This is a genomic window from Pseudomonas sp. CF161 (assembly GCF_000416215.1).
Lineage (GTDB): Bacteria > Pseudomonadota > Gammaproteobacteria > Pseudomonadales > Pseudomonadaceae > Aquipseudomonas.
In genome coordinates this window covers 57,235-83,150 of sequence record NZ_ATLP01000041.1, presented here as the reverse complement: position 1 = coordinate 83,150, position 25,916 = coordinate 57,235, and the positions used below count along the sequence as shown (strand labels likewise).

The 25,916-nt window shown below is 62.2% G+C and carries 27 protein-coding genes and 1 pseudogene; 10 read left to right on the top strand and 18 right to left on the bottom strand.

Translation table 11 applies throughout. The features are described from left to right. Position 1 precedes the first annotated feature (1 nt). The 4 genes from CF161_RS07880 to exbB all read right to left on the bottom strand — a co-directional run bounded on the left by CF161_RS07880 (position 2) and on the right by exbB (position 3,259). Complete coding sequence (locus CF161_RS07880; RefSeq protein ID WP_020296032.1) at positions 2–922, bottom strand: hydrogen peroxide-inducible genes activator; 921 nt, start codon at positions 920–922, stop codon at positions 2–4. A 163-nt stretch (positions 923–1,085) separates the two neighbouring features. Then, the gene (locus CF161_RS07875) at positions 1,086–1,835 is read right to left on the bottom strand and encodes an energy transducer TonB (protein ID WP_020296031.1); all 750 of its coding nucleotides are present in this window, start codon (positions 1,833–1,835) and stop codon (positions 1,086–1,088) included. Next, entirely contained in the window at positions 1,832–2,260 is a 429-nt protein-coding gene (gene exbD / locus CF161_RS07870; protein ID WP_020296030.1) for a TonB system transport protein ExbD, read from the bottom strand. The genes CF161_RS07875 and exbD overlap by 4 nt, the downstream gene beginning before the upstream one ends. Before the next feature lie 6 nt (positions 2,261–2,266). Further along, complete coding sequence (exbB, locus tag CF161_RS07865) at positions 2,267–3,259, bottom strand: tonB-system energizer ExbB (RefSeq protein WP_043228865.1); 993 nt, start codon at positions 3,257–3,259, stop codon at positions 2,267–2,269. 189 nt (positions 3,260–3,448) lie between these two features. Between exbB and CF161_RS07860 the strand changes: the two genes are divergently transcribed. Continuing rightward, positions 3,449–4,300, top strand: a complete 852-nt coding sequence (locus CF161_RS07860) for an SDR family oxidoreductase (RefSeq protein WP_020296028.1) — start codon at positions 3,449–3,451, stop codon at positions 4,298–4,300. A 72-nt stretch (positions 4,301–4,372) separates the two neighbouring features. Here CF161_RS07860 and CF161_RS07855 read toward each other — a convergent pair whose 3' ends face one another. The 6 genes from CF161_RS07855 to CF161_RS07830 form a co-directional block, all read right to left on the bottom strand. Then, complete coding sequence (locus tag CF161_RS07855; protein ID WP_020296027.1) at positions 4,373–5,113, bottom strand: hypothetical protein; 741 nt, start codon at positions 5,111–5,113, stop codon at positions 4,373–4,375. 55 nt (positions 5,114–5,168) lie between these two features. Then, positions 5,169–5,549 (bottom strand): RidA family protein, encoded by a 381-nt coding sequence (locus tag CF161_RS07850; protein WP_003176922.1) that lies wholly within the window; start codon positions 5,547–5,549, stop codon positions 5,169–5,171. 39 nt (positions 5,550–5,588) lie between these two features. Further along, a complete protein-coding gene (gene spoT, locus CF161_RS07845; protein WP_020296026.1) occupies positions 5,589–7,694 on the bottom strand; it encodes a bifunctional GTP diphosphokinase/guanosine-3',5'-bis pyrophosphate 3'-pyrophosphohydrolase in 2,106 nt (701 codons plus the stop codon). Between the two features lie 57 nt (positions 7,695–7,751). Continuing rightward, on the bottom strand, positions 7,752–8,015 hold the full coding sequence (gene rpoZ / locus CF161_RS07840; RefSeq protein WP_003177259.1) for a DNA-directed RNA polymerase subunit omega: 264 nt from the start codon (positions 8,013–8,015) through the stop codon (positions 7,752–7,754). Between the two features lie 168 nt (positions 8,016–8,183). Beyond that, positions 8,184–8,804, bottom strand: coding sequence for a guanylate kinase (gene gmk / locus CF161_RS07835; protein ID WP_020296025.1), 621 nt, complete (start codon positions 8,802–8,804; stop codon positions 8,184–8,186). 12 nt (positions 8,805–8,816) lie between these two features. Next, complete coding sequence (locus CF161_RS07830) at positions 8,817–9,680, bottom strand: YicC/YloC family endoribonuclease (RefSeq protein WP_020296024.1); 864 nt, start codon at positions 9,678–9,680, stop codon at positions 8,817–8,819. A 272-nt stretch (positions 9,681–9,952) separates the two neighbouring features. Here CF161_RS07830 and rph point away from each other — a divergent pair, with 272 nt between their 5' ends. Next, on the top strand, positions 9,953–10,675 hold the full coding sequence (gene rph / locus CF161_RS07825; RefSeq protein WP_020296023.1) for a ribonuclease PH: 723 nt from the start codon (positions 9,953–9,955) through the stop codon (positions 10,673–10,675). 33 nt (positions 10,676–10,708) lie between these two features. After that, positions 10,709–11,077 carry a DUF4870 domain-containing protein gene (locus CF161_RS07820; RefSeq protein ID WP_020296022.1) on the top strand — a complete coding sequence of 123 codons (369 nt, stop codon included), beginning with the start codon at positions 10,709–10,711 and terminating at the stop codon, positions 11,075–11,077. A 61-nt stretch (positions 11,078–11,138) separates the two neighbouring features. Here CF161_RS07820 and CF161_RS07815 read toward each other — a convergent pair whose 3' ends face one another. Next, complete coding sequence (locus tag CF161_RS07815) at positions 11,139–11,918, bottom strand: exodeoxyribonuclease III (RefSeq protein WP_020296021.1); 780 nt, start codon at positions 11,916–11,918, stop codon at positions 11,139–11,141. An 82-nt stretch (positions 11,919–12,000) separates the two neighbouring features. Between CF161_RS07815 and pyrE the strand changes: the two genes are divergently transcribed. Beyond that, positions 12,001–12,645: an orotate phosphoribosyltransferase gene (gene pyrE / locus CF161_RS07810; protein ID WP_020296020.1), complete on the top strand. Its 645-nt coding sequence runs from the start codon at positions 12,001–12,003 to the stop codon at positions 12,643–12,645. Positions 12,646–12,742: 97 nt separating this feature from the next. Here pyrE and argB read toward each other — a convergent pair whose 3' ends face one another. The 4 genes and pseudogenes from argB to coaBC form a co-directional block, all read right to left on the bottom strand. Continuing rightward, complete coding sequence (gene argB, locus CF161_RS07805) at positions 12,743–13,648, bottom strand: acetylglutamate kinase (protein WP_020296019.1); 906 nt, start codon at positions 13,646–13,648, stop codon at positions 12,743–12,745. A gap of 24 nt (positions 13,649–13,672) precedes the next feature. After that, a pseudogene (locus CF161_RS07800) lies at positions 13,673–15,040 on the bottom strand (phosphomannomutase/phosphoglucomutase); the annotation flags it as partial. Positions 15,041–15,332: 292 nt separating this feature from the next. After that, positions 15,333–15,788, bottom strand: coding sequence for a dUTP diphosphatase (dut, locus tag CF161_RS07795; RefSeq protein WP_020296017.1), 456 nt, complete (start codon positions 15,786–15,788; stop codon positions 15,333–15,335). Between the two features lie 5 nt (positions 15,789–15,793). After that, complete coding sequence (gene coaBC, locus CF161_RS07790; protein WP_020296016.1) at positions 15,794–17,002, bottom strand: bifunctional phosphopantothenoylcysteine decarboxylase/phosphopantothenate--cysteine ligase CoaBC; 1,209 nt, start codon at positions 17,000–17,002, stop codon at positions 15,794–15,796. A gap of 131 nt (positions 17,003–17,133) precedes the next feature. Between coaBC and radC the strand changes: the two genes are divergently transcribed. Beyond that, on the top strand, positions 17,134–17,808 hold the full coding sequence (radC, locus tag CF161_RS07785; RefSeq protein ID WP_020296015.1) for a DNA repair protein RadC: 675 nt from the start codon (positions 17,134–17,136) through the stop codon (positions 17,806–17,808). A gap of 67 nt (positions 17,809–17,875) precedes the next feature. On the opposite strand, the gene CF161_RS07780 is transcribed toward radC, so the two are convergent. Next, positions 17,876–19,462, bottom strand: a complete 1,587-nt coding sequence (locus CF161_RS07780; protein WP_020296014.1) for an ABC transporter substrate-binding protein — start codon at positions 19,460–19,462, stop codon at positions 17,876–17,878. A gap of 545 nt (positions 19,463–20,007) precedes the next feature. On the opposite strand from CF161_RS07780, the gene rpmB reads away from it, so the two are divergent. Both rpmB and rpmG read left to right on the top strand, forming a co-directional pair. Further along, positions 20,008–20,241: a 50S ribosomal protein L28 gene (gene rpmB, locus CF161_RS07775; protein ID WP_007894701.1), complete on the top strand. Its 234-nt coding sequence runs from the start codon at positions 20,008–20,010 to the stop codon at positions 20,239–20,241. 11 nt (positions 20,242–20,252) lie between these two features. After that, positions 20,253–20,408: a 50S ribosomal protein L33 gene (gene rpmG, locus CF161_RS07770; RefSeq protein ID WP_003177274.1), complete on the top strand. Its 156-nt coding sequence runs from the start codon at positions 20,253–20,255 to the stop codon at positions 20,406–20,408. A 58-nt stretch (positions 20,409–20,466) separates the two neighbouring features. On the opposite strand, the gene CF161_RS07765 is transcribed toward rpmG, so the two are convergent. After that, positions 20,467–20,829: a cupin domain-containing protein gene (locus CF161_RS07765; protein ID WP_020296013.1), complete on the bottom strand. Its 363-nt coding sequence runs from the start codon at positions 20,827–20,829 to the stop codon at positions 20,467–20,469. A gap of 236 nt (positions 20,830–21,065) precedes the next feature. On the opposite strand from CF161_RS07765, the gene CF161_RS07760 reads away from it, so the two are divergent. The 3 genes from CF161_RS07760 to CF161_RS07750 all read left to right on the top strand — a co-directional run bounded on the left by CF161_RS07760 (position 21,066) and on the right by CF161_RS07750 (position 24,288). Continuing rightward, on the top strand, positions 21,066–22,559 hold the full coding sequence (locus CF161_RS07760) for an aldehyde dehydrogenase (protein ID WP_020296012.1): 1,494 nt from the start codon (positions 21,066–21,068) through the stop codon (positions 22,557–22,559). 132 nt (positions 22,560–22,691) lie between these two features. After that, entirely contained in the window at positions 22,692–23,840 is a 1,149-nt protein-coding gene (locus tag CF161_RS07755) for an MFS transporter (RefSeq protein WP_020296011.1), read from the top strand. A gap of 34 nt (positions 23,841–23,874) precedes the next feature. Continuing rightward, positions 23,875–24,288: a hypothetical protein gene (locus CF161_RS07750; protein WP_156882666.1), complete on the top strand. Its 414-nt coding sequence runs from the start codon at positions 23,875–23,877 to the stop codon at positions 24,286–24,288. Between the two features lie 15 nt (positions 24,289–24,303). Here the strand turns inward: CF161_RS07750 and CF161_RS07745 are convergent, their stop codons facing one another. Further along, complete coding sequence (locus CF161_RS07745) at positions 24,304–25,869, bottom strand: phospholipase D family protein (protein ID WP_020296009.1); 1,566 nt, start codon at positions 25,867–25,869, stop codon at positions 24,304–24,306. Between the last annotated feature and the right edge of the window lie 47 nt (positions 25,870–25,916).

Below are 25,916 nucleotides of genomic sequence, written 5' to 3'. Positions count from 1 at the left end.
CTTAGCTCGCGGCAGGCGGCTTGGCCACCGAGCACAGGCGGATCGAGTCGGCGAGGATCTCGATCGCCTTGGGCCGTGGAAAGCTGGCGCGCCAGGCGATGGCCACGGTGCGAAACGGCACGGGCGGGGTCAGCGGACGCACTTCGATCACGCCCGGGGCGTAGTGATGGCTGTCCACCGCCGACAGCGGCAGGATCGAAATCCCCAGGCCGGAGGCGACCATGTGGCGAATGGTTTCCAGGGAGCTGGATTCCACCGTGGTGTGCTTGGCGCCGTCATTGCCCTTGGTCAGGGTAGGGCAGGCTTCGAGCACCTGGTCCCGGAAACAGTGGCCTTCGCCGAGCAGCAGCAGGCTCTTGTCGTTGAGCAGGCTGGCGTCGATGGTGTCCTTCTGGGTCCATGGGTGGCCAGTGGGCATCAGCACATAGAAGGGTTCGTCGTACAGCGGCAGGGTGAGGACGTCGGCCTCATTGAACGGCAGGGCGATGATGATCGCGTCCAACTCGCCGTTGCGCAGCTTGTCACGCAGGACGTGGGTGAAGTTTTCCTCGATGTACAACGGCATCTGCGGCGCGACCCGGTGCAGTTGCGGAATCAGGTGCGGGAACAGGTAGGGGCCGACGGTGTAGATGGCACCGACCTTCAGCGGGGCGGTCAGCTGGTTCTTGCCGGCCTGGGCCAGTTCGCGAATGCCCTGGGCCTGTTCGAGGACCTTTTGCGCCTGGGCCACGATGCCTTCGCCGACCGGAGTCAGGCGCACCGCGCTTTTGCTGCGCTCGAAAATCAGTACACCGAGCTCGTCTTCAAGTTTTTTCACGCCCACCGACAGGGTCGGCTGGCTGACGTGGCAACGCTCGGCCGCGTGGCCGAAGTGCTGCTCTTGGGCGAGGGTGACGATGTAACGTAATTCAGTGAGGGTCATAGCGGGCGTCCATGAGGTGCGGGCCAAGCATACCGGCTGCAATCGATAGACGCACGTTATCAGACAGAGGGCGCAGTGCGACACCGGCCAATGCATGTTCGTCGCCGGCGGATAGGCAAAAGGCACCTTTCGGTGCCTTTGCAGGGGGCGCTGGCTGAAAGGATCAGCGGCGACGTTTCTCCAGGGAGTAAACGAAGGGTGCCACGATCTCGATCGAGCCGTTGTTGAGCATGTCCGACGGCGGCTTGGGCAGCGGCTGGGCTTTGCGGATCATTTCCAGGGTGGCCCGGTCCAGATCGGCGTTGCCCGAGCGTCCCACCAGCTCGTAGGACAGCACATTGCCTTCGGCGTCGACCACGAACCGCAGGCGGTTCAGGCCTTCCTTGCCCCGGGACTGGGCGCCTGGCGGGTACTTCTTGTACTTGGCCAGGTGCGCCAGCAGGGTGCCTTGCCAGCTTTCCTTGGCGGCCAATTGCGCAGGCGAAGGACCCGGTGCCGGTTGCGCGGACTTGTCAGTCTTGGCGTTGGTCGGCGGTGCGTCGCTGGGTTTTTCCTCGCTGGGCTTTTCCTTGGTCGGCTCAGGCGGCTTTTCCACCGGCTTGGGGGGTTGCGGCTTGGGCTTGGGCTTGACCGGCTTGGGCACCGAGATCGTCGGTTTGGGCGCTTCGGCCAGTTTCGGCAGCGGCAGTTCTTCTACCGGAGCCGGTGGCTGCGGTGGCGTTATGACCTTGGGCGGTGCGGGAGGAGGCGGTGCCGGAACCGGCGCCAACTCAATCATCATCGCCTGGGGTGGCAGTTCGACCGGTTGTGGCGACGACCAATTGAGGGCGAGCAGAATCGCCACCGCATGGACGCCCAGCACCACTGCCAGGCTACCGCTATAACGCGTCAGCTTTTGGCGCGTCGTGATCATTTCTTGGCTGCCGTCTCAAGTCCGACCAGGCCGACCTTCAAGTATCCGGCGGACCGCAGGGTATCCATCACGCTCATCAGGTCGCCGTAGTCCACGCCTTTATCGGCCTGGAAGAAGATCGTGGTGTCCTTTTTGCCTTGAGTCTTGGCATCGAGGGCGCCGCCGAGGGTCTCGGCCTTCACTTCGTCTTCGCCCAGAAACAGGCGCTGGTCGGCCTTGACGCTGAGGAACACCGGCTTTTCAGGGCGCGGTTCAGGCTTGGCGGTGGAGGCCGGGAGGTCGACCTTGATGTCCACGGTGGCCAGGGGTGCCGCCACCATGAAGATGATCAGCAGCACCAGCATCACGTCGATAAACGGTGTGACGTTGATTTCATGGTTCTCGGCGAGATCGTCGTCAGCGCCTTCTTTCAAATGCAAGCCCATGGCTGATTACCCTACTTTGACCACGTGGGGTTGTGTGGAGCGCTCAGTGGTCGGCTGGTGATCGAGATCACGGCTGACCAGCAACAGGACTTCAGCAGAGGCGTCCGACACCTGCGCCTTGTAACCGGCGATGGAGCGGGCGAAGACGTTGTAGATCACTACGGCCGGGATCGCTGCAACCAGGCCCAGGGCCGTGGCCAGCAGGGCTTCGGCGATACCCGGTGCAACCACCGCGAGGTTGGTGGTCTGGGTTTTGGCGATACCGATGAAGCTGTTCATGATGCCCCACACGGTGCCGAACAGGCCGACGAAGGGTGCGGTGGAACCGATGGTTGCCAACACGCCGGTGCCGCTGCTCATGTTGCGGCCGCAGGCAGCTACCAGGCGCTCGAGGCGGAAGCTCACGCGTTCCTTGATGCCTTCTTTCTCCCGGCTGTTGGCCGACAGGCGCATTTCTTCGAGGGCGTCGTGGACCAGCAGGTTGGCCAGGGTGCCTTCCTTGGTCGCGGTGGCGCTGGCTTCCTTGAGGGTGGTGGCCTTTTTCAGGCTGAGGATTTCACTGCGCAGACGACGCTTGGCGCCCATCAGCTCGAAGCCTTTGGCGATCCAGATGGTCCAGGTGATGATCGAGGCGATGGCCAGGCCGATCATCACGATCTTCACAATGATGTCGGCGTTCTGGTACATGCCCCACGGCGATAGGTCATGGGCCATGCCCAGGGTGTTGTCGGCTTCGAGCACTTCAGGGACGTCTTCTGCTGCTTCGCCTTGGGCCTGGGTCTGGGCCGGGTCGGTGGCGACCGGAGTCACGACCGGTGCGGCGGGTTCAGCCGGTGCATGGGTGGCGTTCGCGGCTGGCGCGGTGGCCGGTGCCTGTGCGTCGGCGAAGGCTGCGCTCGGTGCCAGTACCAGGCTGAACAACAACGCTGCAACCGCGCTCATGGCGCGCAGCGGGCTTGGGCGTTTGGTTGGCGAAGCGGAGAGTTGATTGGGTGTCATGCTGGCCGGACCTGAGAGAGGAAAGAGGTAAATGTCCTTCTAGGCCTCGCGGGGCCGAGAACAATTTGGGCGCTCATTATTGCAAGTAATTCTTGTTAACAAAAGTAATAGAGTATCTTTTTTTCCTTGATTGCTAGCCGCTCGTCCCTCGCCGCGGCTAGTCTTGAGCTTTGCGAACGGAGTTTAGTGATGCCCGCCCTTTCTGTTTTGATCGCCGGTTGTGGTGATGTCGGCAGCCGCCTGGCCAGTCAATTGCTTGTCCAGGGTTGGCAGGTTCATGGCTTGCGCCGCAACGTTTCACGCTTGCCGGATGGGGTCATTGGCGTCGCCGGTGATCTGTTCAGCGCCCAATGCCCGCCGACCTGGCCGAGCGCGCCCCTGGATTACCTGGTGTACTGCGCCGCCGCCACCGAGCATGACGAAGCGGGCTACCGCGCCGCCTATGTCGAGGGCCTGCAACATGTGCTGAGCTGGCTCAAGCAGCACGGCCAGCAGCCCAGGCGCCTGCTGTTCGTGTCCAGCAGCAGTGTCTACGGGCAGAAAGACGGCGAATGGGTTGATGAAACCTCGGCCACCGAAGCCAGTGGTTATTCCGGGCGACTGATGCTGGAGGCGGAACAAGTGGCGCTGCACAGCGGCATCCCCGCCAGCCTGGTGCGCCTGACCGGCATTTACGGCCCCGGCCGCGAATGGCTGCTGACCCAGGTCCGCCAAGGCTATCGGGTGGCGGTCGACCCGCCTTTGTATGGCAATCGGATTCATGCCGATGACGCTGCCGGCTTGCTGGCGTTCCTGATGCAGGCCGATCAGCGCGGAGTGGCGCTGGACGACTGCTATATCGGCGTCGACGATGCGCCGGCGCCGTTGGCGGAGGTCGTAGGTTGGCTGCGCGAATACCTGGGGGTCACCGAATGGGCCGCCGACGCCAGTGTGCGGCGCGCCGGCAGCAAGCGCTGCAGCAACGCCCGGGCTCGGGCGCTGGGCTGGGTGCCGCGTTACGTGAGTTACCGCGAAGGCTACGCGGCAATACTGCAAGGGTGATGCTGTCGCCGCCGAGCCCGCGAGGTTGCGCGGGCGCGACTCCCGCAAAGGCTCAGCGCGCGGCTACAGCGGTTACTGCTTTTCCAGCAGCCACTGACGAGTGCCGGGTGCCAGGGAGGGCACTTCATCCGCCTGGGCGGTATTGACCGCCTGGAAGATTTCCAGCTGCTTGTCCTTGCGCACAAAGATCCAGGCGTTGCCCTGGCCGTTTTGCTGGAGCCAGAGGTTGTCGTTGCCGCCACTCATGGAGGCGCAGTCTCCGGCCAGGCACAGGGCGTAACGATCAGCCCCCGGCAGGCCCTGGACCGCACCGTCGCCCTGGAACTGCACGCTGGAACCTTCGCCCGGGCCGCTGAGGATTTTCCAGGAGCCGCCCATATAAGCTGTATAGAGGGCGCGCTCGAAGTTGGCGCCCAGGGGGGCACCTTCCGGCGCAGGGTCCTTGGGGCGGTCGAAGACCTGTTCGGGTTCGTTGTCGTTCGCCGCTTGCAGCAGTTGCTTGCCGTCGCGTTTCAGCTCGGTGGCGGAGCTGCCGTAGAAGTCGACTTTCCAGCTGCCGGCGGGGTCGGCGAAGGCCTTGCCTTCGGCAATTTCGAAACCGTTGGTGTAGCGGGCCTGGCCGGCGCGGGTGTTGACCTCCCACTCCAGGTTCGGGCCGTAGGCTTGCAGCGCTTCACGCAAAGGGCCGCCCTTGGAGGCCGCGTCGATCGCAACCTGGTTGATCCAGGTGCCGCCGACGTCAGTTTTGGCGGGGTCGCTGGCGCAACCGCCGAGCATGACGGCGAGCAGCGAGAAAGCTAGCGCTTTGCGCATGATGAAATCCTTTCAAAGCAAAGTCGGCGCAGCCTGGGACGCTGCGCCGCGGGTATTACTCGATGACCAGAATGGCATCCATCTCAACCTGCGCACCCTTTGGCAGGGCGGCAACGCCGATGGCGGCGCGGGCAGGGTAAGGCTGTTCGAAGTACTTGCCCATGATCTCGTTGACCTTGGCGAAGTGGCTCAGGTCGGTGAGGAAGATGTTCAGCTTGACGATGTCCTTGAACGAACCACCGGCGGCTTCGGCAACCGACTTGAGGTTCTCGAACACCTGGACGGTCTGGGCTTCGAAGCCTTCGACCAGTTCCATGGTTTTTGGGTCGAGGGGGATCTGGCCGGACATGTACACGGTGTTGCCCGCCTTGATCGCCTGGGAATAGGTGCCGATGGCAGCAGGGGCTTTGTCGCTGGTGATAACAGTCTTGGTCATTTATGAGTCCTTGTAAGTGACGATGGCTTATGTGAGGCGCTACGCGCGCATGCGGGTGATGCGGATCACCCCGGTCAGGGCGCGCAGTTTCTTGATCACGCGGGCCAGGTGCACGCGGTCGTGCACGCTGACCACCAGTTGGACCACGCTGATGCGACCATCGCGTTCATCCATGCTGATTTTCTCGATATTGCCGTCGGCGGCGTTGACGCTGCTGGCCAGCAGGGCGATCAGGCCACGCTGGTGTTCCAGCTCGACCCGCAGTTCGACGTTGAATTCGCCGGTCACATCCTTGGCCCACGAGAGCTGGATGCATTTTTCCGGGTTGTGGCGGATTTCGCTGATATTGCGGCAGTTGTCCAGGTGCACCACCATCCCTTTGCCGGCGGACAGGTGGCCGACGATCGGGTCGCCCGGGATCGGCGTGCAGCACTTGGCGTAGCTCAGCACCAGGCCTTCGGTGCCGCGAATCGCCAGCGGGCCTTCCGGGCTTGGCAACTGTTCGCCTTCGCCGAGCAGGCGGCGGGCCACCACATAGGCCATGCGATTGCCCAGGCCGATGTCTTCGAGCAGGTCTTCGATCAGTTCCAGGCGGTATTCGTGGAGCATCGCCTGGATGCGTTCGGCCGGGATTTTTTCCAGCGAGCTGTCGAAACCGTTGAGCACCTTGTTCAGCAGGCGTTCGCCGAGGCTGATGGACTCGGAGCGGCGCTGCAGCTTCAGGGCGTGGCGAATATGGGTGCGCGCCTTGCCGGTGACCACGAAGTTGAGCCAGGCCGGGTTCGGCCGGGCGCCCGGCGCACTGACGATCTCCACCGTGGAGCCGCTTTGCAGCGGTTCGGACAGCGGCGCGAGACGACGGTTGATGCGGCAGGCAATGCAGCTGTTGCCAACATCGGTGTGCACCGCGTAGGCAAAGTCGACGGCCGTGGAGCCTTTGGGCAGCTCCATGATCCGGCCTTTGGGCGTGAACACGTAGACCTCGTCCGGAAACAGGTCGATCTTCACGCTTTCGATGAATTCCAGGGAGTTGCCAGCGCGCTGCTGCATCTCCAGTACACCCTTGACCCATTGGCGGGCACGGGCGTGGGTGCCTTTTGGCTGCTCGTCGCCACTGGATTTGTACAGCCAGTGCGCGGCGATGCCGTTGTTGGCCATCTCTTCCATTTCCCGGGTGCGGATCTGGATCTCGATCGGCACGCCGTGCATACCGAACAGAGTGGTGTGCAGCGATTGGTAGCCGTTGGCCTTGGGAATCGCGATGTAGTCCTTGAAGCGTCCCGGCAGCGGTTTGTACAAATTATGTACAGCGCCGAGCACGCGGTAGCAGGTGTCTACCTTGTCGACGATGATGCGGAACGCGTAGACGTCCATGATCTCGTTGAAGGCCCGACGCTTGCCGCGCATCTTCTTGTAGATGCCGTAGAGGTGTTTCTGCCGACCGCTGACCTCGCCCTGGATGCCGTCGATGGCCAGGCAGTGGCTGAGGGATTCTTCGATCTTGTTGACGATTTCCTTGCGGTTGCCCCGGGCGCGCTTGACCGCCTGGTAGATCCGCGCGGAACGCATCGGGTGCATGGCCTTGAAACCAAGGTCTTCGAATTCGATGCGGATGGCATGCATGCCCAGCCGGTTGGCGATGGGCGCATAGATTTCCAGGGTTTCCTTGGCGATGCGCCGGCGTTTTTCGCCGGACAGCACTTCCAGGGTTCGCATGTTGTGCAGGCGGTCGGCCAGCTTGACCAGGATCACGCGAATGTCGCGGGCCATGGCCATGGCCATTTTCTGGAAGTTTTCAGCCTGGGCTTCGGCCTTGGTCTCGAAGTTCATCTGGGTCAGTTTGCTGACCCCATCGACCAGTTCCGCCACGGTTTCGCCGAACTGCGCTGAGAGCGCTTCCTTGGCAATACCGGTGTCTTCAATCACGTCATGCAGCATGGCCGCCATCAGGCTCTGATGGTCCATATGCATGTCGGCAAGAATATTCGCCACCGCCAATGGGTGCGTGACGTACGCCTCGCCGCTGCGGCGGCGTTGGCCGTCGTGGGCTTGTTCGGCGTAGAAATACGCTCGGCGGACCAGGTTGACCTGGTCCGTGCCGAGATAGGTCGATAAGCGATCGGCGAGGGCGTCTATGCTCGGCATGCTGACTCCTGCCGTAAGCTGTATTCCCGCGCCGTGCTACGTCGACCAGGCATAGGCTTAGACGGCCTCGTTGGACTCATCCTCGAACGCTGCGAACAGCGGTTCGTCTTCAACGATCTCAGCGTTGGCAATGAACTCGTAGCTCATCAGGCCTTCGGCAATTTCACGCAGGGCTACAACGGTAGGCTTGTCGTTTTCCCACTGAACCAGGGGCTCTTTGCCGCCGGTGGCCAGTTGACGGGCACGCTTGGTAGAGAGCATGACCAGCTCAAAGCGGTTTTCCACGTGTTCTAGGCAGTCTTCAACGGTTACGCGGGCCATGGTATTCCTCGGAGCGAATGCAATATGCGCGCTGCCCGGTTGGGCGAGCGGACTCAACAGTTTAAAAAATCACCAGCGATTAGGGAAGCGCTGATTTTTTGACCAGGCTCTGCAACGCGCTGCAAGTGCCAATGTAAAGCGCTTGCAGCGGTTTTGGGAAGCGCTGTTTTAGCCCAGCAATTCAGCGAGCAATTTGCCAAAACGCTGCTGCTGACGCTTTTGATGCAGCTGATTGGCCCGGAAAATCGCCTTCAGGTCCGCCAGCGCATGGGCAAAATCATCGTTGATGATCAAATAGTCATAGTCGACGTAGTGGCTCATTTCGCTGACCGCTTCGCGCATCCGCCCGTCGATGATCTCGTCACTGTCCTGGCCGCGGTTGGTCAGGCGCTGGTGCAAGGCCTCAAGGGACGGCGGCAGGATGAAGATCGAGCGGGCTTGCGGCATCAATTTGCGCACTTGCTCGGCGCCCTGCCAGTCGATCTCCAGAATCAGGTCATGGCCCGCATCCAGGGTTTGCTGCAGGTGGCTTTGCGAGGTGCCGTAGAGGTTGCCGAATACTTCGGCCCGCTCGAGGAAGTCCCCATGCTCGCCCATCTTCACGAACGCTTCGCGGGAGACGAAGTGATAGTTCACGCCGTTCACTTCACCGGGGCGCATGGCCCGGGTGGTGTGGGAGACCGAGACACGGATCTCCTGGTCGGCGTCGGTCAGGGCCTTGACCAGGCTGCTCTTGCCCGCGCCCGAAGGGGCGGAAATGATGTACAGGGTGCCGGTGCTGTGGGTCATGTGGGGGTAGCCTTACTCAATATTCTGTACTTGTTCGCGCATCTGCTCGATCAACACCTTGAGGTTGACCGCAGCCTGGGTGCTGCGCGGATCGAAGGCCTTGGAGCCCAGTGTGTTGGCTTCGCGGTTGAGTTCCTGCATCAGAAAGTCCAGACGCCGACCGGCGGCGCCGCCGGATTTCAGCACGCGGCGTACTTCAATGATGTGGGTGCTCAGGCGGTCCAGCTCTTCGGCGACGTCGCTCTTTTGCGCAAGCATCACCATTTCCTGCTCCAGGCGCGTCGGGTCGAGCTCGGCCTGCATGTCGGCGAAGCGGTCGAGGACCTTCTGGCGCTGGGTCGCGAGCATTTGCGGCACCAGTTCGCGCAGGGTCACCACGTCTTCCTCGATCGAGGTCAGGCGCTCGTTGATCAGTCGGGCAAGCTCCGAGCCTTCGCGTTCGCGGCCGCCCTTGAGCTCCTTGAGGCCCAGCTTGAACAATTCCAGGGCCTCGGAATTCAGTGCCTGTGGATCGCTTGCGTCAGCCACCAGTACGCCAGGCCAGGCCAGGACCTCCAGTGGATTGAGCGGCGCAGGTTGCTTGATCAGGCTGGCCACCGACTCGGCTGCGGCCACCAGTTGCGCGGCCCGTTCGCGATCCACTTGCAGGGGTTTGCCGGTAGTTTCTTCGGTAAAACGCAGGGTGCATTCAAGCTTGCCGCGGGACAAACCCTGGCGCAGCGCTTCACGAACCGCGCCTTCGAGGTCGCGAAAGGACTCCGGCAGGCGCAGGTGCGGTTCCAGGTAGCGGCTGTTGACCGAGCGCAGTTCCCAGCTCAGGGTGCCCTGAGTGCCGGCCCGTTCGACCCGGGCGAAGGCGGTCATGCTGTGCACCATGGAGGTACCTCCGATTCAGGTCTGGCACCAACCGCAAGTGGGTTGGGCGGGCCCGATAGATATGAATTAAAGCCGACAGGCTGCGAAGGCGCAGGATTGTAGCGCAGTGCGGCGAAAGCCCCCAACCGTGGCGGTGACAAAGGGTTGCGGCGTGGCGCCCGAGCCTTAGTGCAGAGCCTTTGGTCCGCCCCGGGATTTTTTAGAACTGCCCAGGCGCGGCCGCGGGCTCTATAATGTTCGGCAGTTTTCCGTCCCCGTACAGGTGTTCCCCTATGAAACGTCCAAGTGGTCGCGCTGCCGATCAGCTCCGCTCGATCCGCATCACCCGCAACTACACCAAACACGCCGAGGGATCTGTACTGGTCGAGTTCGGTGATACCAAGGTTATCTGCACGGTCAGCGTCGAGAACGGCGTGCCGCGCTTCCTCAAGGGCCAGGGCCAGGGTTGGTTGACCGCCGAGTACGGCATGTTGCCGCGCGCCACCGGCGAGCGTAACCAGCGTGAAGCCAGCCGTGGCAAGCAAGGCGGTCGGACCCTGGAAATCCAGCGCCTGATCGGCCGCTCCCTGCGCGCTGCGCTGGACATGTCCAAGCTGGGTGACGTGACCCTGTACGTCGACTGCGACGTGATCCAGGCCGACGGCGGCACCCGTACCGCGTCCATCACCGGCGCCATGGTGGCCTTGGTCGATGCGCTGAAAGTGATCAAGAAGCGTGGCGGCCTCAAAGGCGGCGACCCGCTCAAGCAAATGATCGCTGCGGTGTCGGTGGGCATGTATCAGGGCGAGCCTGTGCTGGACCTGGACTACCTGGAAGACTCGGCTGCCGAGACGGACCTCAACGTGGTGATGACCAGCACCGGTGGTTTCATTGAAGTCCAGGGCACTGCCGAAGGTGCACCGTTCCAGCCCGAAGACCTGAATGCAATGCTGGAGCTGGCGAAGAAAGGCATGAGCGAGATTTTTGAACTGCAGCAGGCGGCCCTGGCTGACTGATTGCGCTACGGACGACCCGCCAAGGAGAACGCCATGAGTGACGACCAGCTTCCGCTGCCTACGCCGAGCCATGAGGTTCGGCAGTGGGCAATGTTTTGTCATCTGTCTGCCTTGCTGGGGATCTGGGTGCCGTTCGGTACCCTGATCGGTCCGTTGATTCTGTGGCAGATCAAGCGTGAATCCGACCCGTTCATCGACGCTCAGGGCAAGGAGGCGCTGAATTTCCAGATCACTGTCGCCATTGCCTCGGCCGTGTGTTTCCTGTTGATGCTGGTGATCATCGGCTTCTTCTTGTTCGGGTTGCTGGCAATCGGCGCCTTGGTGCTGACGATCATTGGCGGGGTCAAGGCGGGGGAAGGGGTACCGTATCGCTATCCGTTCACCTGGCGCTTGATCAAGTAAAACCGCCGCGCACAAAAAAGCCGACACTGATGTCGGCTTTTTTGTGGCTGCGAAACGACGTTTAGATAGTCAGCGTCCAGTCGTAGTCCACGATCAGCGGTGCGTGCTGCGAGAAGCGTGGCTGGCGCGGCAGGCGTGCGCTGCGCACGAAGCGACGCAGGCCCGGGGTCAGCAACTGATAGTCGAAACGCCAACCCAGGTTGAGCATCTCGGCCTGTTCGTTGTCCGGCCACCAGCTGTACTGATCGCCTTCACGGCTGACTTCGCGCAAGGCGTCGACATAACCCATGGTGCCGACAATCTCGTCCATCCAGGCACGCTCAGGCGCCAGGAAGCCCGGGGATTGCTGGCTGTCACGCCAGTTCTTGATATCCAGCTTCTGTTGCGCAACGTAGAGCGAGCCACAATAAATGTACTCGCGACGTTTGCGCCGCTGTTTATCCAGATAACGGGCGAAGTCGTCCATTAGCTTGAACTTCTGGTTCAAGTCTTCATCGCCGTTCTGCCCCGAAGGAAGCAGCAAGGTCGCGATGCTGACCTTATCGAAATCGGCTTGCAGGTAGCGCCCGTAGCGATCGGCTGTCTCGAAGCCGAGGCCGCTGATGACCGCCTTAGGTTGCAACCGCGAATACAAAGCCACGCCACCTTGGGCGGGGACTTCAGCATCGCAGGCATAAAGGAAGTAGCCATCCAGTTGGAAGGCTGGGTCGTCCAGTTCAAAGGCGGAGGCGCGGGTGTCCTGCAGGCAGATGACGTCGGCATTCTGGGCCTGCAGCCAACTGAGCAAACCACGCTCGACTGCAGCCTGAATACCATTGACGTTCACACTGATGATCCGCATAAATGGCCCCAAAAATCACGTGCGTGTATGATACCCGAGGTCTACCTAATTAGCTAAATCCGTGGTATCTGGGGCTTTTTTCATGCAAGCGTATCAGCGCGATTTCATTCGTTTTGCCATCGATCGCGGGGTTTTGCGCTTCGGTGAGTTCACCCTGAAGTCCGGGCGCACCAGTCCTTACTTCTTCAATGCCGGGCTGTTCAACTCGGGTTCTGCCCTGGCGCAGCTGGGTCGTTTTTATGCGGCCGCCATCGTTGAAAGCGGTATTTCCTTCGACGTGCTGTTCGGTCCAGCCTACAAGGGCATTCCCCTGGCCGCCGCCACAGCTGTGGCCCTGGCTGAACATCATGGGCAGGATCTGCCCTGGTGCTTCAACCGCAAGGAGGCCAAGGCCCACGGTGAAGGCGGCAGCCTGGTGGGCGCGCCAATCAAGGGCGATGTGCTGATCATCGACGACGTGATCACCGCCGGTACGGCGATTCGCGAAGTGATGCAGATCATTGCGTCCCAGGAAGGTGCCAAGGCCGCCGGCGTGCTGATCGCGCTGAACCGCCAGGAGCGCGGCAACGGTGAATTGTCGGCCATCCAGGAAGTGGAGCGTGACTTCGGGATTCCGGTGGTCAGCATCGTGTCGCTGAACCAGGTGTTGCAGTTCCTGGAAGACGATCCGCAGCTCAAGCAGCATTTGCCGGCGGTCAAGGCGTATCGCGAGCAGTTCGGCGTCTGATTCGCGTCTGTTGAGCAGTCCGGCGGGAGCCAGCGCCTCCGCCGCAATAAAAAAGCCCCGCTCAACCAGGTTGAGCGGGGCTTTTTGTTTTCAGCGCTTAAGGGCGCTTGCGATTGCTGATCAGGGTACCCACACCGGTGTCGGTGAAGATTTCCAGCAGGATCGCATTCGGCACCCGGCCATCCAGGATCAACGAGCTGCCGACGCCGCCTTGCACGGCTTCCAGTGCGCAGCGGATCTTCGGCAGCATGCCGCCGTAGATGGTGCCGTCGGCGATCAGGTCGTCCACTTGCTGGGTCGTCAGGCCGGTCAAGACCTTGCCTTCCTTGTCCATCAAGCCGGCGATGTTGGTGAGCAGCATCAGCTTCTCGGCCTTCAGCGCCTCGGCCACCTTGCCGGCCACCAGGTCGGCGTTGATGTTGTAGGACTCGCCGTTGGCACCGACGCCGATGGGCGCGATCACCGGAATGAAATCGCCTTTCACCAGCAGGTTCAGCAGATCGGTGTTGATGCCGATCACTTCGCCCACTTGGCCGATGTCGATGATTTCCGGCTGGGTCATCTCCGGCGTCTTGCGGGTCACGGTGAGTTTTTTCGCGCGAATCAGCTCCGCGTCCTTGCCGGTCAGGCCAATGGCGCTGCCGCCGTGACGGTTGATCAGGTTGACGATGTCTTTGTTCACCTGGCCGCCGAGGACCATCTCCACCACGTCCATGGTCTGCGCGTCGGTAACGCGCATGCCGTCGATAAAGTGGCTCTCGATCGACAGGCGCTTGAGCAGGTCGCCGATTTGCGGGCCGCCACCGTGCACCACCACCGGGTTGATCCCGACGGCTTTCATCAACACGATGTCACGAGCGAAACCGGTCTTGAGCTCCTCGCTCTCCATAGCGTTGCCGCCGTATTTGATCACCAGCGTCTTGCCGACATAGCGGCGAATGTAAGGCAGCGCTTCGGATAGAACCTTGGCGGTGTTGGCGGCGGCATCGCGTTCGAGGGTCATTCAGGGCTCCGGTGTTTCAAAGAATCAGAACGGTAGTTGGAGATCGGGTGCAACACGTTTCAGTTGGACGTGGAACACATCCTTGATGCGCTGCAGCTCGGCTTCGTTGTCGGCCTCGAAACGCAGCACCAGCACCGGCGTGGTGTTGGAGGCGCGTACCAGGCCCCAGCCTTTGGCGTAATCGACTCGCACCCCGTCAATGGTGGTCAGGTTGGCGCCTTCGCCCCACTGCGCGTCGTGCAGAGCATCAATGATGCTGAATTTGCTCTCTTCGGTCACATGGATATTGATTTCCGGCGTCGAAATATCGTTCGGGAAGGTCGCGAACAGCTCTTCGGCGCTGGATGGCTCCTTGCTGAGGATCTCCAGCAGGCGCGCGGCGCTGTAAATCCCGTCGTCAAAACCGAACCAGCGCTCCTTGAAGAAGATATGCCCGCTCATTTCGCCGGCCAACAGGGCGCCGGTTTGTTTCATCTTCTTTTTGATCAACGAGTGGCCGGTCTTCCACATTAGCGGCTTGCCGCCGTATTCCTTGATCAGCGGGGTCAGGCGGCGGGTGCATTTGACGTCGAAGATGATTTCCGCGCCCGGGTTGCGCGCCACCACATCCTTGGCGAACAGCATCAGCAGGCGGTCCGGGAAGACGATGCTACCGGTGTTGGTCACCACGCCGACGCGGTCGCCGTCGCCGTCGAAGGCCAGGCCCAGGTCGGCCTTGGTCTCCTTGACCTTGGCGATCAGGTCCACCAGGTTTTCAGGTTTGCCCGGGTCCGGGTGGTGATTGGGGAAGTTGCCGTCGACTTCGCAGAACAGCGGGATGACTTCGCAGTTCAGGGCTTCGATCAACTGCGGGGCAATGACCCCGGCGGCGCCGTTGCCGCAATCGACCACCACTTTCAGGCGGCGGGCCAGTTTCACGTCGCGGGTAATCTCGTCGCTGTAGCGCTCAAGGATCTGCACCCGGGTGATGCTGCCCTTGCCGCTGCTCAGGTTGTTGTCCTTCAGGCGCTGGTGCAGGGCCTGGATCTGTTCATTGGCCAGGGTGTCGCCGGCAATGACGATCTTGAAGCCGTTGTAGTTCGACGGGTTGTGGCTGCCGGTGAGCATGACCCCGGACTTGCCGGCCAGTACGTTGGCCGCGTAGTACAGCGCCGGAGTGGGCACCAGGCCGACGTCGCTGACGTGGCAGCCGCTGTCGGCCAGGCCTTTGATCAGTTGCTCCACCAGCTCCGGGCCGGAGAGACGGCCGTCGCGGCCAACGGCAACGTCAGGTTCACCCTGGGCCAGGCTCTGGGCGCCAATGGCACGGCCGAGCCAGTAAGCGGTTTCGGCGTTCAAAAACTCCGGGACGGTGCCGCGAATGTCGTAGGCGCGAAAGATGCTATCGGGAAAGCTGGGTGGGACTGAGGCCTGGTTGCTCATCGCAGGGAATGCTCCATTCAAAAAGGGTAGGACAGGCCGGGCCAGGGTGGGCCGGCAGGCTCAAACTGAAGGGTATGACGGCGTTTTTGCCATTGGGTTCATGGTGCAAAAATGCCATCGTCGGCGATTCAGCCTGCTTTTGAGGGTCTAATGCCTTGATTTGGGGAGGGAAACCCGCGAACGAGCTGTGCCTGATTTTCGTCTTGGAATACAAAACGCGGAACTCTGGCCGGGTTTGGCGCCCGGCCAGGTTCCGCGTCGATCAGTGGCTGCCCGAATGCCCGAAGCCGCCGGCACCGCGCTGGCTTTCGTCGAAGGCCTCGACCACTTCGAAGTGCGCCTGGACCACCGGCACCAGTACCAGCTGCGCGATGCGCTCGCCGACCGCGATGTTGAAGGCGGTCTGGCCACGGTTCCAGCAGGACACCATCAGTTCGCCCTGGTAGTCCGAGTCGATCAGGCCCACCAGGTTGCCTAGGACGATGCCGTGCTTATGGCCCAGGCCGGAGCGTGGCAGGATCAGCGCCGCCAGGCCCGGGTCGCCGATGTAGACCGACAGGCCGGTGGGGATCAGCAGGGTCTGGCCCGGCTCCAGCACGGTGTCTTGCTTGAGCATGGCGCGCAGATCAAGGCCGGCGGAGCCCGGGGTGGCGTACTGGGGCATCGGGAATTCGTTGCCGATGCGTGGGTCGAGGATCTTGGCTTGTAGAGCGTGCATGGAAGTTAAACCTGGTTCAGCCGTTCGGCGATAAAAGAGATCAGTTGGCGGGCGATCTTGCCCTTGCTGGTCTGGGCGAAGAGAGTTGCGTGCAACTCCCGGTCAATCACGCTGCAGGCGTTTTCCTCGCTGTTGAAGCCAATGCTCGGGTTGGCCACGTCGTTGGCGACGATCAGGTCGAGGTTCTTGTCTTTCAATTTGCGTGCAGCGTAGTCGAGCAGGTGTTCGGTCTCGGCGGCGAAGCCGACACTGAATGGGCGGTCGGGACGGGTGGCGATGGTGGCCAGGATGTCCGGGTTACGCACCATCTGCAGCAGTAGGCCGTCACCTTTCGTAGGGTCTTTCTTTAATTTTTGTGGGGCAACGACTTCCGGGCGGTAGTCCGCCACCGCCGCCGAGGCGATAAACAGGTCGCAGGGGATGGCGGCCTCGCAGGCGGCAAGCATGTCGCGGGCGCTGACCACGTCGATCCGGGTCACCCGATCCGGGGTCGGCAGGTGCACCGGGCCGGTGATCAGGGTCACTCGGGCGCCGGCTTCAACGGCGGCTTCGGCCAGGGCAAAGCCCATCTTTCCGGAGCTGTGGTTGGTGATGTAGCGCACCGGGTCGATGTTTTCCTGGGTCGGGCCGGCGGTAATCAATACGTGTTTGCCGGTCAGTGCCTGATGCTGGAAGCAATCGGCGGCGCACAGCACCAGGTCGTTGGCTTCGAGCATGCGGCCCATGCCGACGTCGCCGCAGGCCTGGCTGCCGGAGGCCGGTCCGAACACCTGGAGGCCGCGGCTTTGCAGCAGTTGGGTGTTGGCCTGGGTGGCCGGGTCGCGCCACATGGCCTGGTTCATGGCCGGGGCGATGGCGACCGTTGCGTCCGTGGCCAGGACCAGAGTGGTCAGCAGGTCATCGGCGATGCCTTGGGCCAGGCGCGCGATCAGGTCGGCGGTGGCGGGGGCGATCAGCACCAGGTCGGCCCATTTGGCCAGCTCGATATGGCCCATGGCAGCCTCGGCTGCGGGGTCGAGCAGGTCCAGGTGGACCGGGTGCCCGGAGAGGGCCTGCATGGTTAGCGGGGTGATGAATTCACTGCCGCCACGGGTCATGACCACACGCACTTCGGCGCCCTGGTCGAGGAGTCGGCGAACCAGCTCGGCGCTCTTATAGGCGGCAATGCCGCCGCCGACGCCGAGGACGATGCGTTTCCGATACAGCCGCTGCATAGGCCTGCCTTTGAGTTCAATGATTGCTGCTTGTAACGCCCCCTCCCCAGGGGAAATCACAGGCAAAAAGATGGGCTAAGATACCACAGCGACCGCTATGGAACAGCGGCGCCCACACACATGGAGGTGCTATGAGCATTCGCGACTGGCCCGCGGCGGAGCGCCCGCGGGAGAAGCTTCTGGAGCAGGGCGCGGCGAGCCTTTCCGACGCCGAATTGCTGGCTATTTTCTTGCGTACCGGGGTTGCCGGAAAGAGCGCGGTGGACCTGGCGCGTCACCTTTTGCATCAGTTCGGCAGCCTGCGCCGTCTGCTGGAGGCGGACCAGTTGACCTTCAGCCGTCAACTGGGCCTGGGCCCGGCAAAATTCGCCCAGTTGCAGGCCGTGGTGGAGATGGCTCGTCGGCATCTGGCCGAAAAGTTGCGGCGCGAGTCGGTGCTGGAAAGCCCGCTGGTGGTCCGCGACTACCTCAAGTCAATGCTGCGCCATGAGCCCCATGAGGTGTTCGGCTGTCTGTTTCTGGACACCAAGCACCGGGTGCTGGCGTTCGAGGCGCTGTTCCAGGGTTCGATCGACAGCACCAGCGTCTACCCACGGCAGGTGGTCAAGCGTGCCCTGGCGCACAACGCCGCCGCCGTGATCCTGTGCCACAACCACCCTTCGGGCATCTCCGAGCCCAGCCATGCCGATCGCGTGGTGACACGCCGGCTGAAAGAAGCCCTGGATCTGGTGGATGTGCGGGTGCTCGACCACTTCATCATCGGTGAAGGCGATCCGCTGTCGATGGCCGAATACGGTTGGGTCTAGGTGAGGGTTGTGGCAGGCATTGCGCGGCAGGTTCTGGGCAGCGGGGCGCCCAGAACCTGTGGCGGGGTTATTTGCCGACGCTGACTTTGGAGAAGTCCTGGCGGCCGAAGGGGCTGACCTGATAACCCTGGACTTCCTTGCGGGTCAGGGCGAAGGCGGTGGGGTGCGCCAGGGGCAGCCACAGGGCCTGTTGCTGGATCTGCGCCTGGGCCTGCTGATAGAGCTTGCTGCGCACGCCTTGCTCGCTGGTGGTCTTGCCGGCGGTGATCAGCTTGTCCAGGCCCTGGTCGCAGTAGCGGGCGAAGTTGGTGCCGGATTTGACCGCCGCGCAGGTGAACTGCGGGGTGAGGAAGTTATCCGGGTCGCCGTTGTCGCCGGCCCAGCCCATGAACAGCAGGTCATGCTCGCCGGCCTTGGCGCGGCGGATCAGTTCGCCCCATTCGATCACGCGGATCTCGGCCTTGATCCCGATTTTCTCCAGGTCAGCCTGGAGCAGTTGTGCGCCGAGGCTGGGGTTGGGGTTGAGCAGGCTGCCGGATGGGCGCGTCCAGATGGTGGTCTGGAAGCCGTCTTTGAGGCCGGCCTTGGCCAGCAGTTGGCGGGCTTTTTCAGGGTCGTGGGCATAGCCCGGCAAGTCCTTGGCATAGCTCCAGGTGTTCGGCGGGAATGGGCCGTTGGCGGCTTCGGCGGTGTCTTCGAAGACTGCCTTGAGGTAGCTGGCCTTATCGAACGCCAGGTTGATCGCCTGGCGCACTTCCGGTTTGTCCAGCGGTGGGTGCTGGCTATTGATGGCGACAAAGGCCGTCATGAAGGCCGCGGTGCGTTCGACTTTCAGCGCTGGGTCCTGGCTCGCGGCGTTGATGTCCAGGGGCTTGGGCGAGAGGGCGATCTGGCATTCATTGCGCCGCAGCTTTTGCAGGCGCACGTTGGCATCCGGGGTGATGGCGAAGATCAGCGGGTCCACGTCCGGCTTGCCGGCGAAGTAGTCACGGTTGGCCTTGTAGCGGATCGACGCGTCTTTCTGGAAGCGGCCGAAGATAAACGGCCCAGTGCCGATCGGCTGGTTGTTGAGCTTCTCCGGGGTGCCGGCCTTGAGCAGTTGCTCGGCGTACTCGGCGGAGTAGATCGAGGCGAAGCCCATGCTCAGCGTGGCGATAAATGTGGAGTCGGCGTGGTCGAGGGTGAAGCGCACGGTCAGTGGGTCAAGGGCGTCAATTTTCTTGATCAGTGCCGGCAACTGCAGGGATTGGGCGTGGGGGAAGCCGCTTTGCGCAATCTTGTGCCAGGGATTAGCCGGGTCGAGCATGCGCTCGAAACTGAACTTCACGTCTTCGGCGGTCAGTTCACGGCTGGGGTTGAAGTAGTCGGTGTGGTGGAACTTGACCTTGGGGTGCAGTTTGAACACATAGGTCAGGCCGTCGTCGGACACCTCCCAACTGTCTGCCAGGCTCGGCACCACCTTGCCGCTGGCTTCGTCGAAGTCGACCAGGCGGTTCATCAGCACGTCCGCCGAGGCGTTGGTGGTGGTCAGCGAGTTGTATTGCACCACGTCGAAACCTTCCGGGCTGGCTTCGGTGCAGACGCTCAGGGCGGCAGCCTGGGCCAGCGGGCTCAGAAACGGTACGAACAACAGCGGTAGGGCGGCGAGACGCATATTCGGCTTCCTTTGCAGATCGAAGGCCCATCTGCGAGTGCAGTCTGGAAAAGGCTTACCCTAGTGATCTTGTCGGAAAATGACTATCCCCTTTTTCCTTGATTGACAGGGGTGGGGTGGGCCTTCAAAGGCAAAAAGCTCGGTTTTTACCCAGGCCGACGGCCAATAATTTGCCATGAATTGACAAATTGACCCGCTCGAACGTCCCTCATGGGGGGTGATGACGGTGGATCAGGCTGCTTTGGCGGGGGCTTTACGGGGCATAAATTTTATTCTGCGACGAGCGGTCGATAACTGCGGTAGCCTTTGCCGCAGGCGCTTGGCGCAAGAAAAACGGGACTTTTTGAATTCCCTGCCACAGTGACTGTTGTTGCTATGGGGTCTTTCTGGTATAAAGCAGCGCTCTTTTCTAGGGGCCCGGTTCCTTCGTTTGTAGGTGTAGCCGGTAAGACCCCTAAAGAAACGCGGCGCCTGGCGCCAAATGACTGAGAGATTAAGCGGCCAACCCATGCCGGGTTGGGCATGTGGTTTTAGAGGGCTGAGGCATGTCGAGAGTCTGTCAAGTTACCGGTAAGGGTCCGGTGACTGGGAATAACATTTCCCACGCAAACAACAAAACCCGTCGTCGTTTCCTGCCGAACCTGCAGCATCACCGCTTCTGGGTTGAAGAAGAGAAACGTTTCGTGCGTCTGCGCGTATCTGCCAAAGGCATGCGTATCATCGACAAGCGTGGCATTACTGTCGTGCTGGCCGAAATCCGCAAAGCTGGCAAGATCTAAGGGAGCTAATCATGCGTGAATTGATTCGTTTGATTTCGAGCGCCGGTACTGGTCACTTCTACACTACCGACAAGAACAAGCGCACTACTCCGGACAAAATCGAGATCAAGAAATATGATCCGGTTGTTCGTAAGCACGTGATCTACAAGGAAGGCAAAATCAAGTAATTGATTTTTCTTCTGACAAAAAAACCCGCCTTCAAGCGGGTTTTTTTGTGCCTGTGATTCAGGCTTTCTGTTCGAAGGCCACGTAGATTTTGCGGCAGGGCTCCAGCACTTCCCAGGTGCCCTTGAAGCCGGCCGGGATGACGAAGCGGTCGCCAGCGCGCAGGGTCTTGGCATTGCCGTCGCTGTCGCGCAGCACCGAGACGCCCTGCACGATTTCGCAGTATTCATGCTCGGTGAAGTTCACCGTCCACTGCCCGATTGCACCTTCCCAGACCCCGGCATTCATCTGCCCGCACGGGCTGGCGTAATGGTTGAACACCGCCTGCTCCGGGTCGCCCTTGAGGACTTTTTCCGCTGCTGGGCGATAGCGTTCACCTTCGGTGGTGGCCTGGCTGAAGTCGACGACGTGCTGAATGCTCATTCTTGTATTCCCCCGTGATTGGCGGCGCGAGTGGTAGTGGGGCCAAAGTCTATGTTTATTAAAATGAACATAGCAATGGCGTTTGCGGGCGTTATGTCAAATATATTGAAACTTCGGGTGCCACTGGTTTAGGGTGGCCGGTGCCTTGGGCCGAAAGAAGGCTGGCCGGGCAGAATTCCTGAAGGTGCCTGCGTTGATCGCGTGGCGCTTGTATTCAATAAGAGGAGGACACTCGTATGACCACCCTGACTCGTGCCGACTGGGAACAACGTGCTCGCGACCTGAAGATCGAAGGCCGCGCCTATATCAATGGCGAATACACCGCTGCGGTTTCCAGTGAAACCTTCGAATGCATCAGCCCGGTTGACGGTCGCGTGCTGGCAAGCATCGCCAGTTGTGACGCCGCCGACGCCCAGCGTGCAGTAGAAAATGCCCGCGCCACATTCAATTCCGGCGCCTGGTCGCGCCTGGCCCCGGCCAAGCGCAAGGCCACCATGATTCGTTTTGCCGGCCTGCTGAAAAAGCACGCCGAAGAGCTCGCCCTGCTTGAAACCCTGGACATGGGCAAGCCGATCAGCGACTCCCTGGGCATCGACATTCCGGGCGCGGCGCAAGCGCTGAGCTGGAGCGGCGAGGCCATCGACAAGATCTACGACGAAGTCGCCGCCACGCCCCATGATCAACTGGGCCTGGTGACCCGCGAGCCGGTGGGCGTAGTTGCGGCCATCGTGCCGTGGAACTTCCCGCTGATGATGGCCTGCTGGAAACTGGGGCCGGCGCTCTCCACCGGTAACTCGGTCATCCTCAAGCCTTCGGAAAAATCCCCGCTGACCGCCATCCGCATCGCCGCCCTGGCCGTGGAAGCCGGTATTCCGGCTGGCGTGCTCAACGTGCTGCCAGGTTATGGCCACACCGTGGGCAAGGCCCTGGCCCTGCACATGGACGTCGACACCCTGGTGTTCACCGGCTCGACCAAAATCGCCAAGCAGTTGCTGATCTACTCCGGCGAATCGAACATGAAGCGCGTTTGGCTCGAAGCCGGCGGCAAAAGCCCGAATATCGTGTTCGCCGATGCCCCGGATCTGCAGGCCGCTGCCGAATCGGCTGCGGGCGCCATTGCCTTCAACCAGGGCGAAGTCTGCACCGCGGGTTCGCGCCTGCTGGTGGAGCGCTCCATCAAGGATAAATTCCTGCCCCTGGTGATCGAGGCCCTCAAGGGCTGGAAACCGGGCAACCCGCTGGACCCGGCGACCAACGTCGGTGCACTGGTCGACACCCAGCAGATGAACACCGTGCTGTCCTACATCGAAGCCGGGCATGCCGACGGCGCCAAGCTGGTCGCGGGCGGCAAGCGCACCCTGCAGGAAACCGGCGGCACCTATGTCGAGCCGACGATTTTCGACGGTGTGAGCAACGCGATGAAAATCGCCCAGGAAGAAATCTTCGGCCCAGTGCTGTCGGTGATCGCCTTCGACACCGTCGAAGAAGCCATCGAGATTGCCAACGACACCCTGTATGGCCTGGCCGCAGCGGTCTGGACAGCCAACATCTCCAAGGCTCACCTGACCGCCAAGGCCCTGCGTGCCGGTAGCGTGTGGGTCAACCAGTACGATGGCGGCGACATGACCGCGCCGTTCGGTGGCTTCAAGCAATCGGGCAACGGCCGTGACAAGTCGCTGCACGCATTCGACAAGTACACCGAGTTGAAGGCGACCTGGATCAAGCTCTGACCTGAAGGGCTCGGGGCGGGCGCTTGCCCGCCGGACCGGGCCTCGATCCAAAATCGCAGCCGGACTTTCCGCAAGGGGAGTCCGGCTGCGTTGTCTGTGTCGGTATAAAAAATGATCCACAGGAGCGTGGAAATGCGTTGGGCGACCTATTTCGCCGTTTTGGCGGCTGTCCTGAGTGTCGGGCTGGCGCTGGGTGTCAGCATGCCGCTGGTGTCGTTTCGCCTGGAAGGCTGGGGTTACGGGCCCTTTGCCATTGGCGTCATGGCGTCGATGCCGGCCTTTGGCGTGTTGCTTGGGGCCAAGCTTGCCAGCCGCCTGGCGGCGCGTTTCGGGACGGCGGGCCTGATGCGTCTGTGCTTGTGGGGCGGGGCGCTGTCCATTGCGTTGCTGGCGCTGTTGCCGAGTTACCCGCTGTGGCTGGTGCTGCGATTGGGCCTGGGCATGGTGCTGACCATCGTGTTCATCCTGGGCGAGAGCTGGATCAACCAGTTGGTGGTCGAGCAGTGGCGCGGGCGGCTGGTGGCGCTGTATGGCAGCTGTTACGCCCTGAGCCAACTGGCCGGGCCGTTGCTGCTGGGGGTGCTGGGCACCGAGACCGACTACGGCTTTTGGGTCGGTGTCGCGCTGCTGGTGGTATCGCCGCTGCTGTTGATCGGCCGCAGCGGCGCCCCGACCAGCGAAGCCTGCAGCGTGACCCTGGTCGACCTGTGGCGCTTTTGCCGTGGGCTGCCGGCGATTGCCTGGGCGGTGGCGCTGTTCGCCGCCTTTGAGGCAATGATTCTTACGCTGTTACCGGTGTATTGCCTGCGCCAGGGCTTTACCGAAGACATCGCCCTGGCGATGGTCAGCACCGTGGTGGTTGGCGATGCGGTGCTGCAATTGCCGATTGGCGCCCTGGCCGATCGCCTGTCGCGGCGCTCCCTGTTCACCGGCTGTGCCGTGGCGCTGCTGGTGTCGAGCCTGGCGATTCCGCTGTTGCTCCACACCTTGCTGATCTGGCCGTTGTGGGTGCTGTTCGGCGCCAGTGCCGGGGGCCTGTTCACCCTGTCGTTGATCCTGATCGGCGAGCGTTACCGTGACGACGCCCTGGTGCGAGCCAATGCTCACGTGGCGCAACTCTGGGGCATTGGCTGCCTGATCGGGCCGCTGGTGGCCGGGGCGGGTAGCCAGTGGGTCAGCGGCCATGCCTTGCTGTGGCTGATGGCGGCCGGGGCCCTGGGGCTGATTGTGCTGTTGCTGCGCCAGGGCGCATTGGGTGCCGCGGCGCCGCAATCGGTATAGGCTTCACCGCTGTTGGTTCAATCAGGGAGGTCAGATGAAGCTTAAGCCAGGGATTCGATTCAGCGGGGCGCTCTGTGCGCTGACGATTGTGCTCGCCGGGTCCGCCCATGCCGCACCCAAGGACCCGCCCGTGGAGCGGGTCAAGCAACTGGCGCTGAAGCAGTGCCTGGACGATAACTACGAACGCTTGAAGTTCTACAAGGCGTTCGACCTGCACGACGCTTCCTACTTCGTCGATCGGGTGCAACTGGACCGCGACGGCACCGACCGCCGCACCCGGGCCCTGAGCAAATTCGTCACGCAGCAGACGGGCAGCTTCCATGTCGGCGGGCCGCCGATGAAGAACGAGGCCGGTTACCCGATCAACGCGATTTTCGAACGTTGCATGGGGTTCTATCACTCGCCCGGGCTGGATGCGTTTATCAAAAACCAGCTGCTCAAGCGCTGACAGGCCGGCGTCGGCCTAGAGCATGCGCTCCAGGCCGACGCTGGTGCTCAGCCAGGCGTTGATGCGCCGCCACCAACTGCCCGGCTCCCGGGTCAGGGTGTGCAGTTGCTGGTTGTCTTCGGTGACCCAGACGATCTTGCCGTCCTGCAGCTTGGCCTCGTAGCTCAAGGCCGGGGCCATGCCTTGCAAGGCCAGGGCGCGCACATGTTCGGCCAGTTCCGGGCTGTCGACCAGAACCCCGACTTCGGTGTTCCACAGCACCGAGCGCGGGTCGAAGTTGAATGAGCCGATAAAGGATTTCTGCCGGTCGAAGATCATCGCCTTGCTGTGCAGGCTGGAGTCCGAGCCGCGCCAGGTGCTGCGGAACAGGTGCGGCCCGCTGCCGCCGTGATCGCCGGGCTGGCGGCGCAATTCGAACAGCCTTACCCCGTGTTCCAGCAGGGCCTTGCGGTAAGGCGCGTAGCCGCCGTGCACCGCCGGCACATCGGTGGCCTCCAGGGAGTTGGTCAAAAGGCTCACGTGCACCCCGGCGTCGGCACGCCCGGTGAGGTACACCAGGCCCGGCTGGCCGGGCACAAAGTAGGCCGAAATCATGATCAGTTCCCGGCTCACCCCTTGCAGCTCCGGCGCCAGCTGGGTGGTCAGCAGCAGTTGCGGGTCGGGCTCGTTCCTGGCCAGGACCTTGCTCGGCGCATCCCACAGGGCCTGGTTCCAGGCCCAGATCAGCTCCTTGCGCCAGATATCCATGCGCGGGTGGCTCTGGTAGGTCCGCAGTTGCTGGTACAGGGCGTGGTTCTGCCGGCGGGTGTCTGCCAGGGACTGCTCCAGTTGTTGCCGGGTGTTGGCCAGGTCTCGGGCGCTGGGGGTGCTGGAGAGGAACTCGCCGATGGGTTTGCTCAGGGCGCTGTTCCAGTACTGGTCGAAACTGTGCCCCAGCTGCTCGGCCACCGGCCCGACGCTGAGCATGTCGATGTCCGTGAAGTTGAGGCTGGGCTCGGCATCGAAATACTCGTCGCCCAGATTGCGCCCGCCAACGATGGCCACGCTGTTGTCCGCCAGCCACAGCTTGTTGTGCATGCGCCGGTGTTGCTGGGACAGGTTGAACAGGCGCCCTGCGGCGCGGGTGATGCCGGTGCTGCGCCCCAGGTGCAAGGGGTTGAACAGGCGGATCTGGATCTGCGGGTGGGCGGCGAGGGTGGCAATCACCTGGTCCAGGCCATCGCTGGTGGTGTCGTCCAGCAGGATGCGGATCCGCACCCCGCGGTCGGCGGCCTTGAGCAGCTCATCCACCAGCATCCGGGTGCTGATGCCGTCGTGCACGATGTAGTACTGCAAATCCAGGCTGCTTTGCGCATTGCGGATCAGCTCGGCGCGGGCCATGAAGGCTTCGGTGCTGTTGGACAGCAGGCGAAACCCGGAGCGCCCCTGATAGGGCGCGGCCTGGGCCTGGATCGACCGCCCGAACGCCGACTCCGTGGCCGGCAGGGCCTGGCTCGGTTCCCGGGGCGCGTTCAGGGTGGCACAGCCGCTGAGGCCCGCCGTGATCAGCAGAAGTAAGGCGAAAGCCTGTTTGAGTCTCAAGTCAGCTCGTCTCGAAGGCGGCGATGGTCGACATATGGACGCAGTCT

Coding starts and splice junctions, on each gene's coding strand:
- gmk (WP_020296025.1), bottom strand. CDS start 8,804: ATGACCCACAGCACCGGCACCCTGTACATCATTTCCGCCCCTTCGGGC.
- spoT (WP_020296026.1), bottom strand. CDS start 7,694: ATGCCGAGCATAGACGCCCTCGCCGATCGCTTATCGACCTATCTCGGC.
- pyrE (WP_020296020.1), top strand. CDS start 12,001: ATGCAAGCGTATCAGCGCGATTTCATTCGTTTTGCCATCGATCGCGGG.
- CF161_RS07850 (WP_003176922.1), bottom strand. CDS start 5,549: ATGACCAAGACTGTTATCACCAGCGACAAAGCCCCTGCTGCCATCGGC.
- coaBC (WP_020296016.1), bottom strand. CDS start 17,002: ATGCAGCGGCTGTATCGGAAACGCATCGTCCTCGGCGTCGGCGGCGGC.
- rpoZ (WP_003177259.1), bottom strand. CDS start 8,015: ATGGCCCGCGTAACCGTTGAAGACTGCCTAGAACACGTGGAAAACCGC.
- CF161_RS07855 (WP_020296027.1), bottom strand. CDS start 5,113: ATGCGCAAAGCGCTAGCTTTCTCGCTGCTCGCCGTCATGCTCGGCGGT.
- rph (WP_020296023.1), top strand. CDS start 9,953: ATGAAACGTCCAAGTGGTCGCGCTGCCGATCAGCTCCGCTCGATCCGC.
- CF161_RS07760 (WP_020296012.1), top strand. CDS start 21,066: ATGACCACCCTGACTCGTGCCGACTGGGAACAACGTGCTCGCGACCTG.
- CF161_RS07820 (WP_020296022.1), top strand. CDS start 10,709: ATGAGTGACGACCAGCTTCCGCTGCCTACGCCGAGCCATGAGGTTCGG.
- CF161_RS07755 (WP_020296011.1), top strand. CDS start 22,692: ATGCGTTGGGCGACCTATTTCGCCGTTTTGGCGGCTGTCCTGAGTGTC.
- exbD (WP_020296030.1), bottom strand. CDS start 2,260: ATGGGCTTGCATTTGAAAGAAGGCGCTGACGACGATCTCGCCGAGAAC.
- exbB (WP_043228865.1), bottom strand. CDS start 3,259: ATGACACCCAATCAACTCTCCGCTTCGCCAACCAAACGCCCAAGCCCG.
- argB (WP_020296019.1), bottom strand. CDS start 13,648: ATGACCCTCGAACGCGATGCCGCCGCCAACACCGCCAAGGTTCTATCC.
- rpmG (WP_003177274.1), top strand. CDS start 20,253: ATGCGTGAATTGATTCGTTTGATTTCGAGCGCCGGTACTGGTCACTTC.
- CF161_RS07830 (WP_020296024.1), bottom strand. CDS start 9,680: ATGGTGCACAGCATGACCGCCTTCGCCCGGGTCGAACGGGCCGGCACT.
- CF161_RS07780 (WP_020296014.1), bottom strand. CDS start 19,462: ATGCGTCTCGCCGCCCTACCGCTGTTGTTCGTACCGTTTCTGAGCCCG.
- CF161_RS07875 (WP_020296031.1), bottom strand. CDS start 1,835: ATGATCACGACGCGCCAAAAGCTGACGCGTTATAGCGGTAGCCTGGCA.
- CF161_RS07860 (WP_020296028.1), top strand. CDS start 3,449: ATGCCCGCCCTTTCTGTTTTGATCGCCGGTTGTGGTGATGTCGGCAGC.
- CF161_RS07880 (WP_020296032.1), bottom strand. CDS start 922: ATGACCCTCACTGAATTACGTTACATCGTCACCCTCGCCCAAGAGCAG.
- radC (WP_020296015.1), top strand. CDS start 17,134: ATGAGCATTCGCGACTGGCCCGCGGCGGAGCGCCCGCGGGAGAAGCTT.
- dut (WP_020296017.1), bottom strand. CDS start 15,788: ATGCACGCTCTACAAGCCAAGATCCTCGACCCACGCATCGGCAACGAA.
- rpmB (WP_007894701.1), top strand. CDS start 20,008: ATGTCGAGAGTCTGTCAAGTTACCGGTAAGGGTCCGGTGACTGGGAAT.
- CF161_RS07750 (WP_156882666.1), top strand. CDS start 23,875: ATGAAGCTTAAGCCAGGGATTCGATTCAGCGGGGCGCTCTGTGCGCTG.
- CF161_RS07815 (WP_020296021.1), bottom strand. CDS start 11,918: ATGCGGATCATCAGTGTGAACGTCAATGGTATTCAGGCTGCAGTCGAG.
- CF161_RS07765 (WP_020296013.1), bottom strand. CDS start 20,829: ATGAGCATTCAGCACGTCGTCGACTTCAGCCAGGCCACCACCGAAGGT.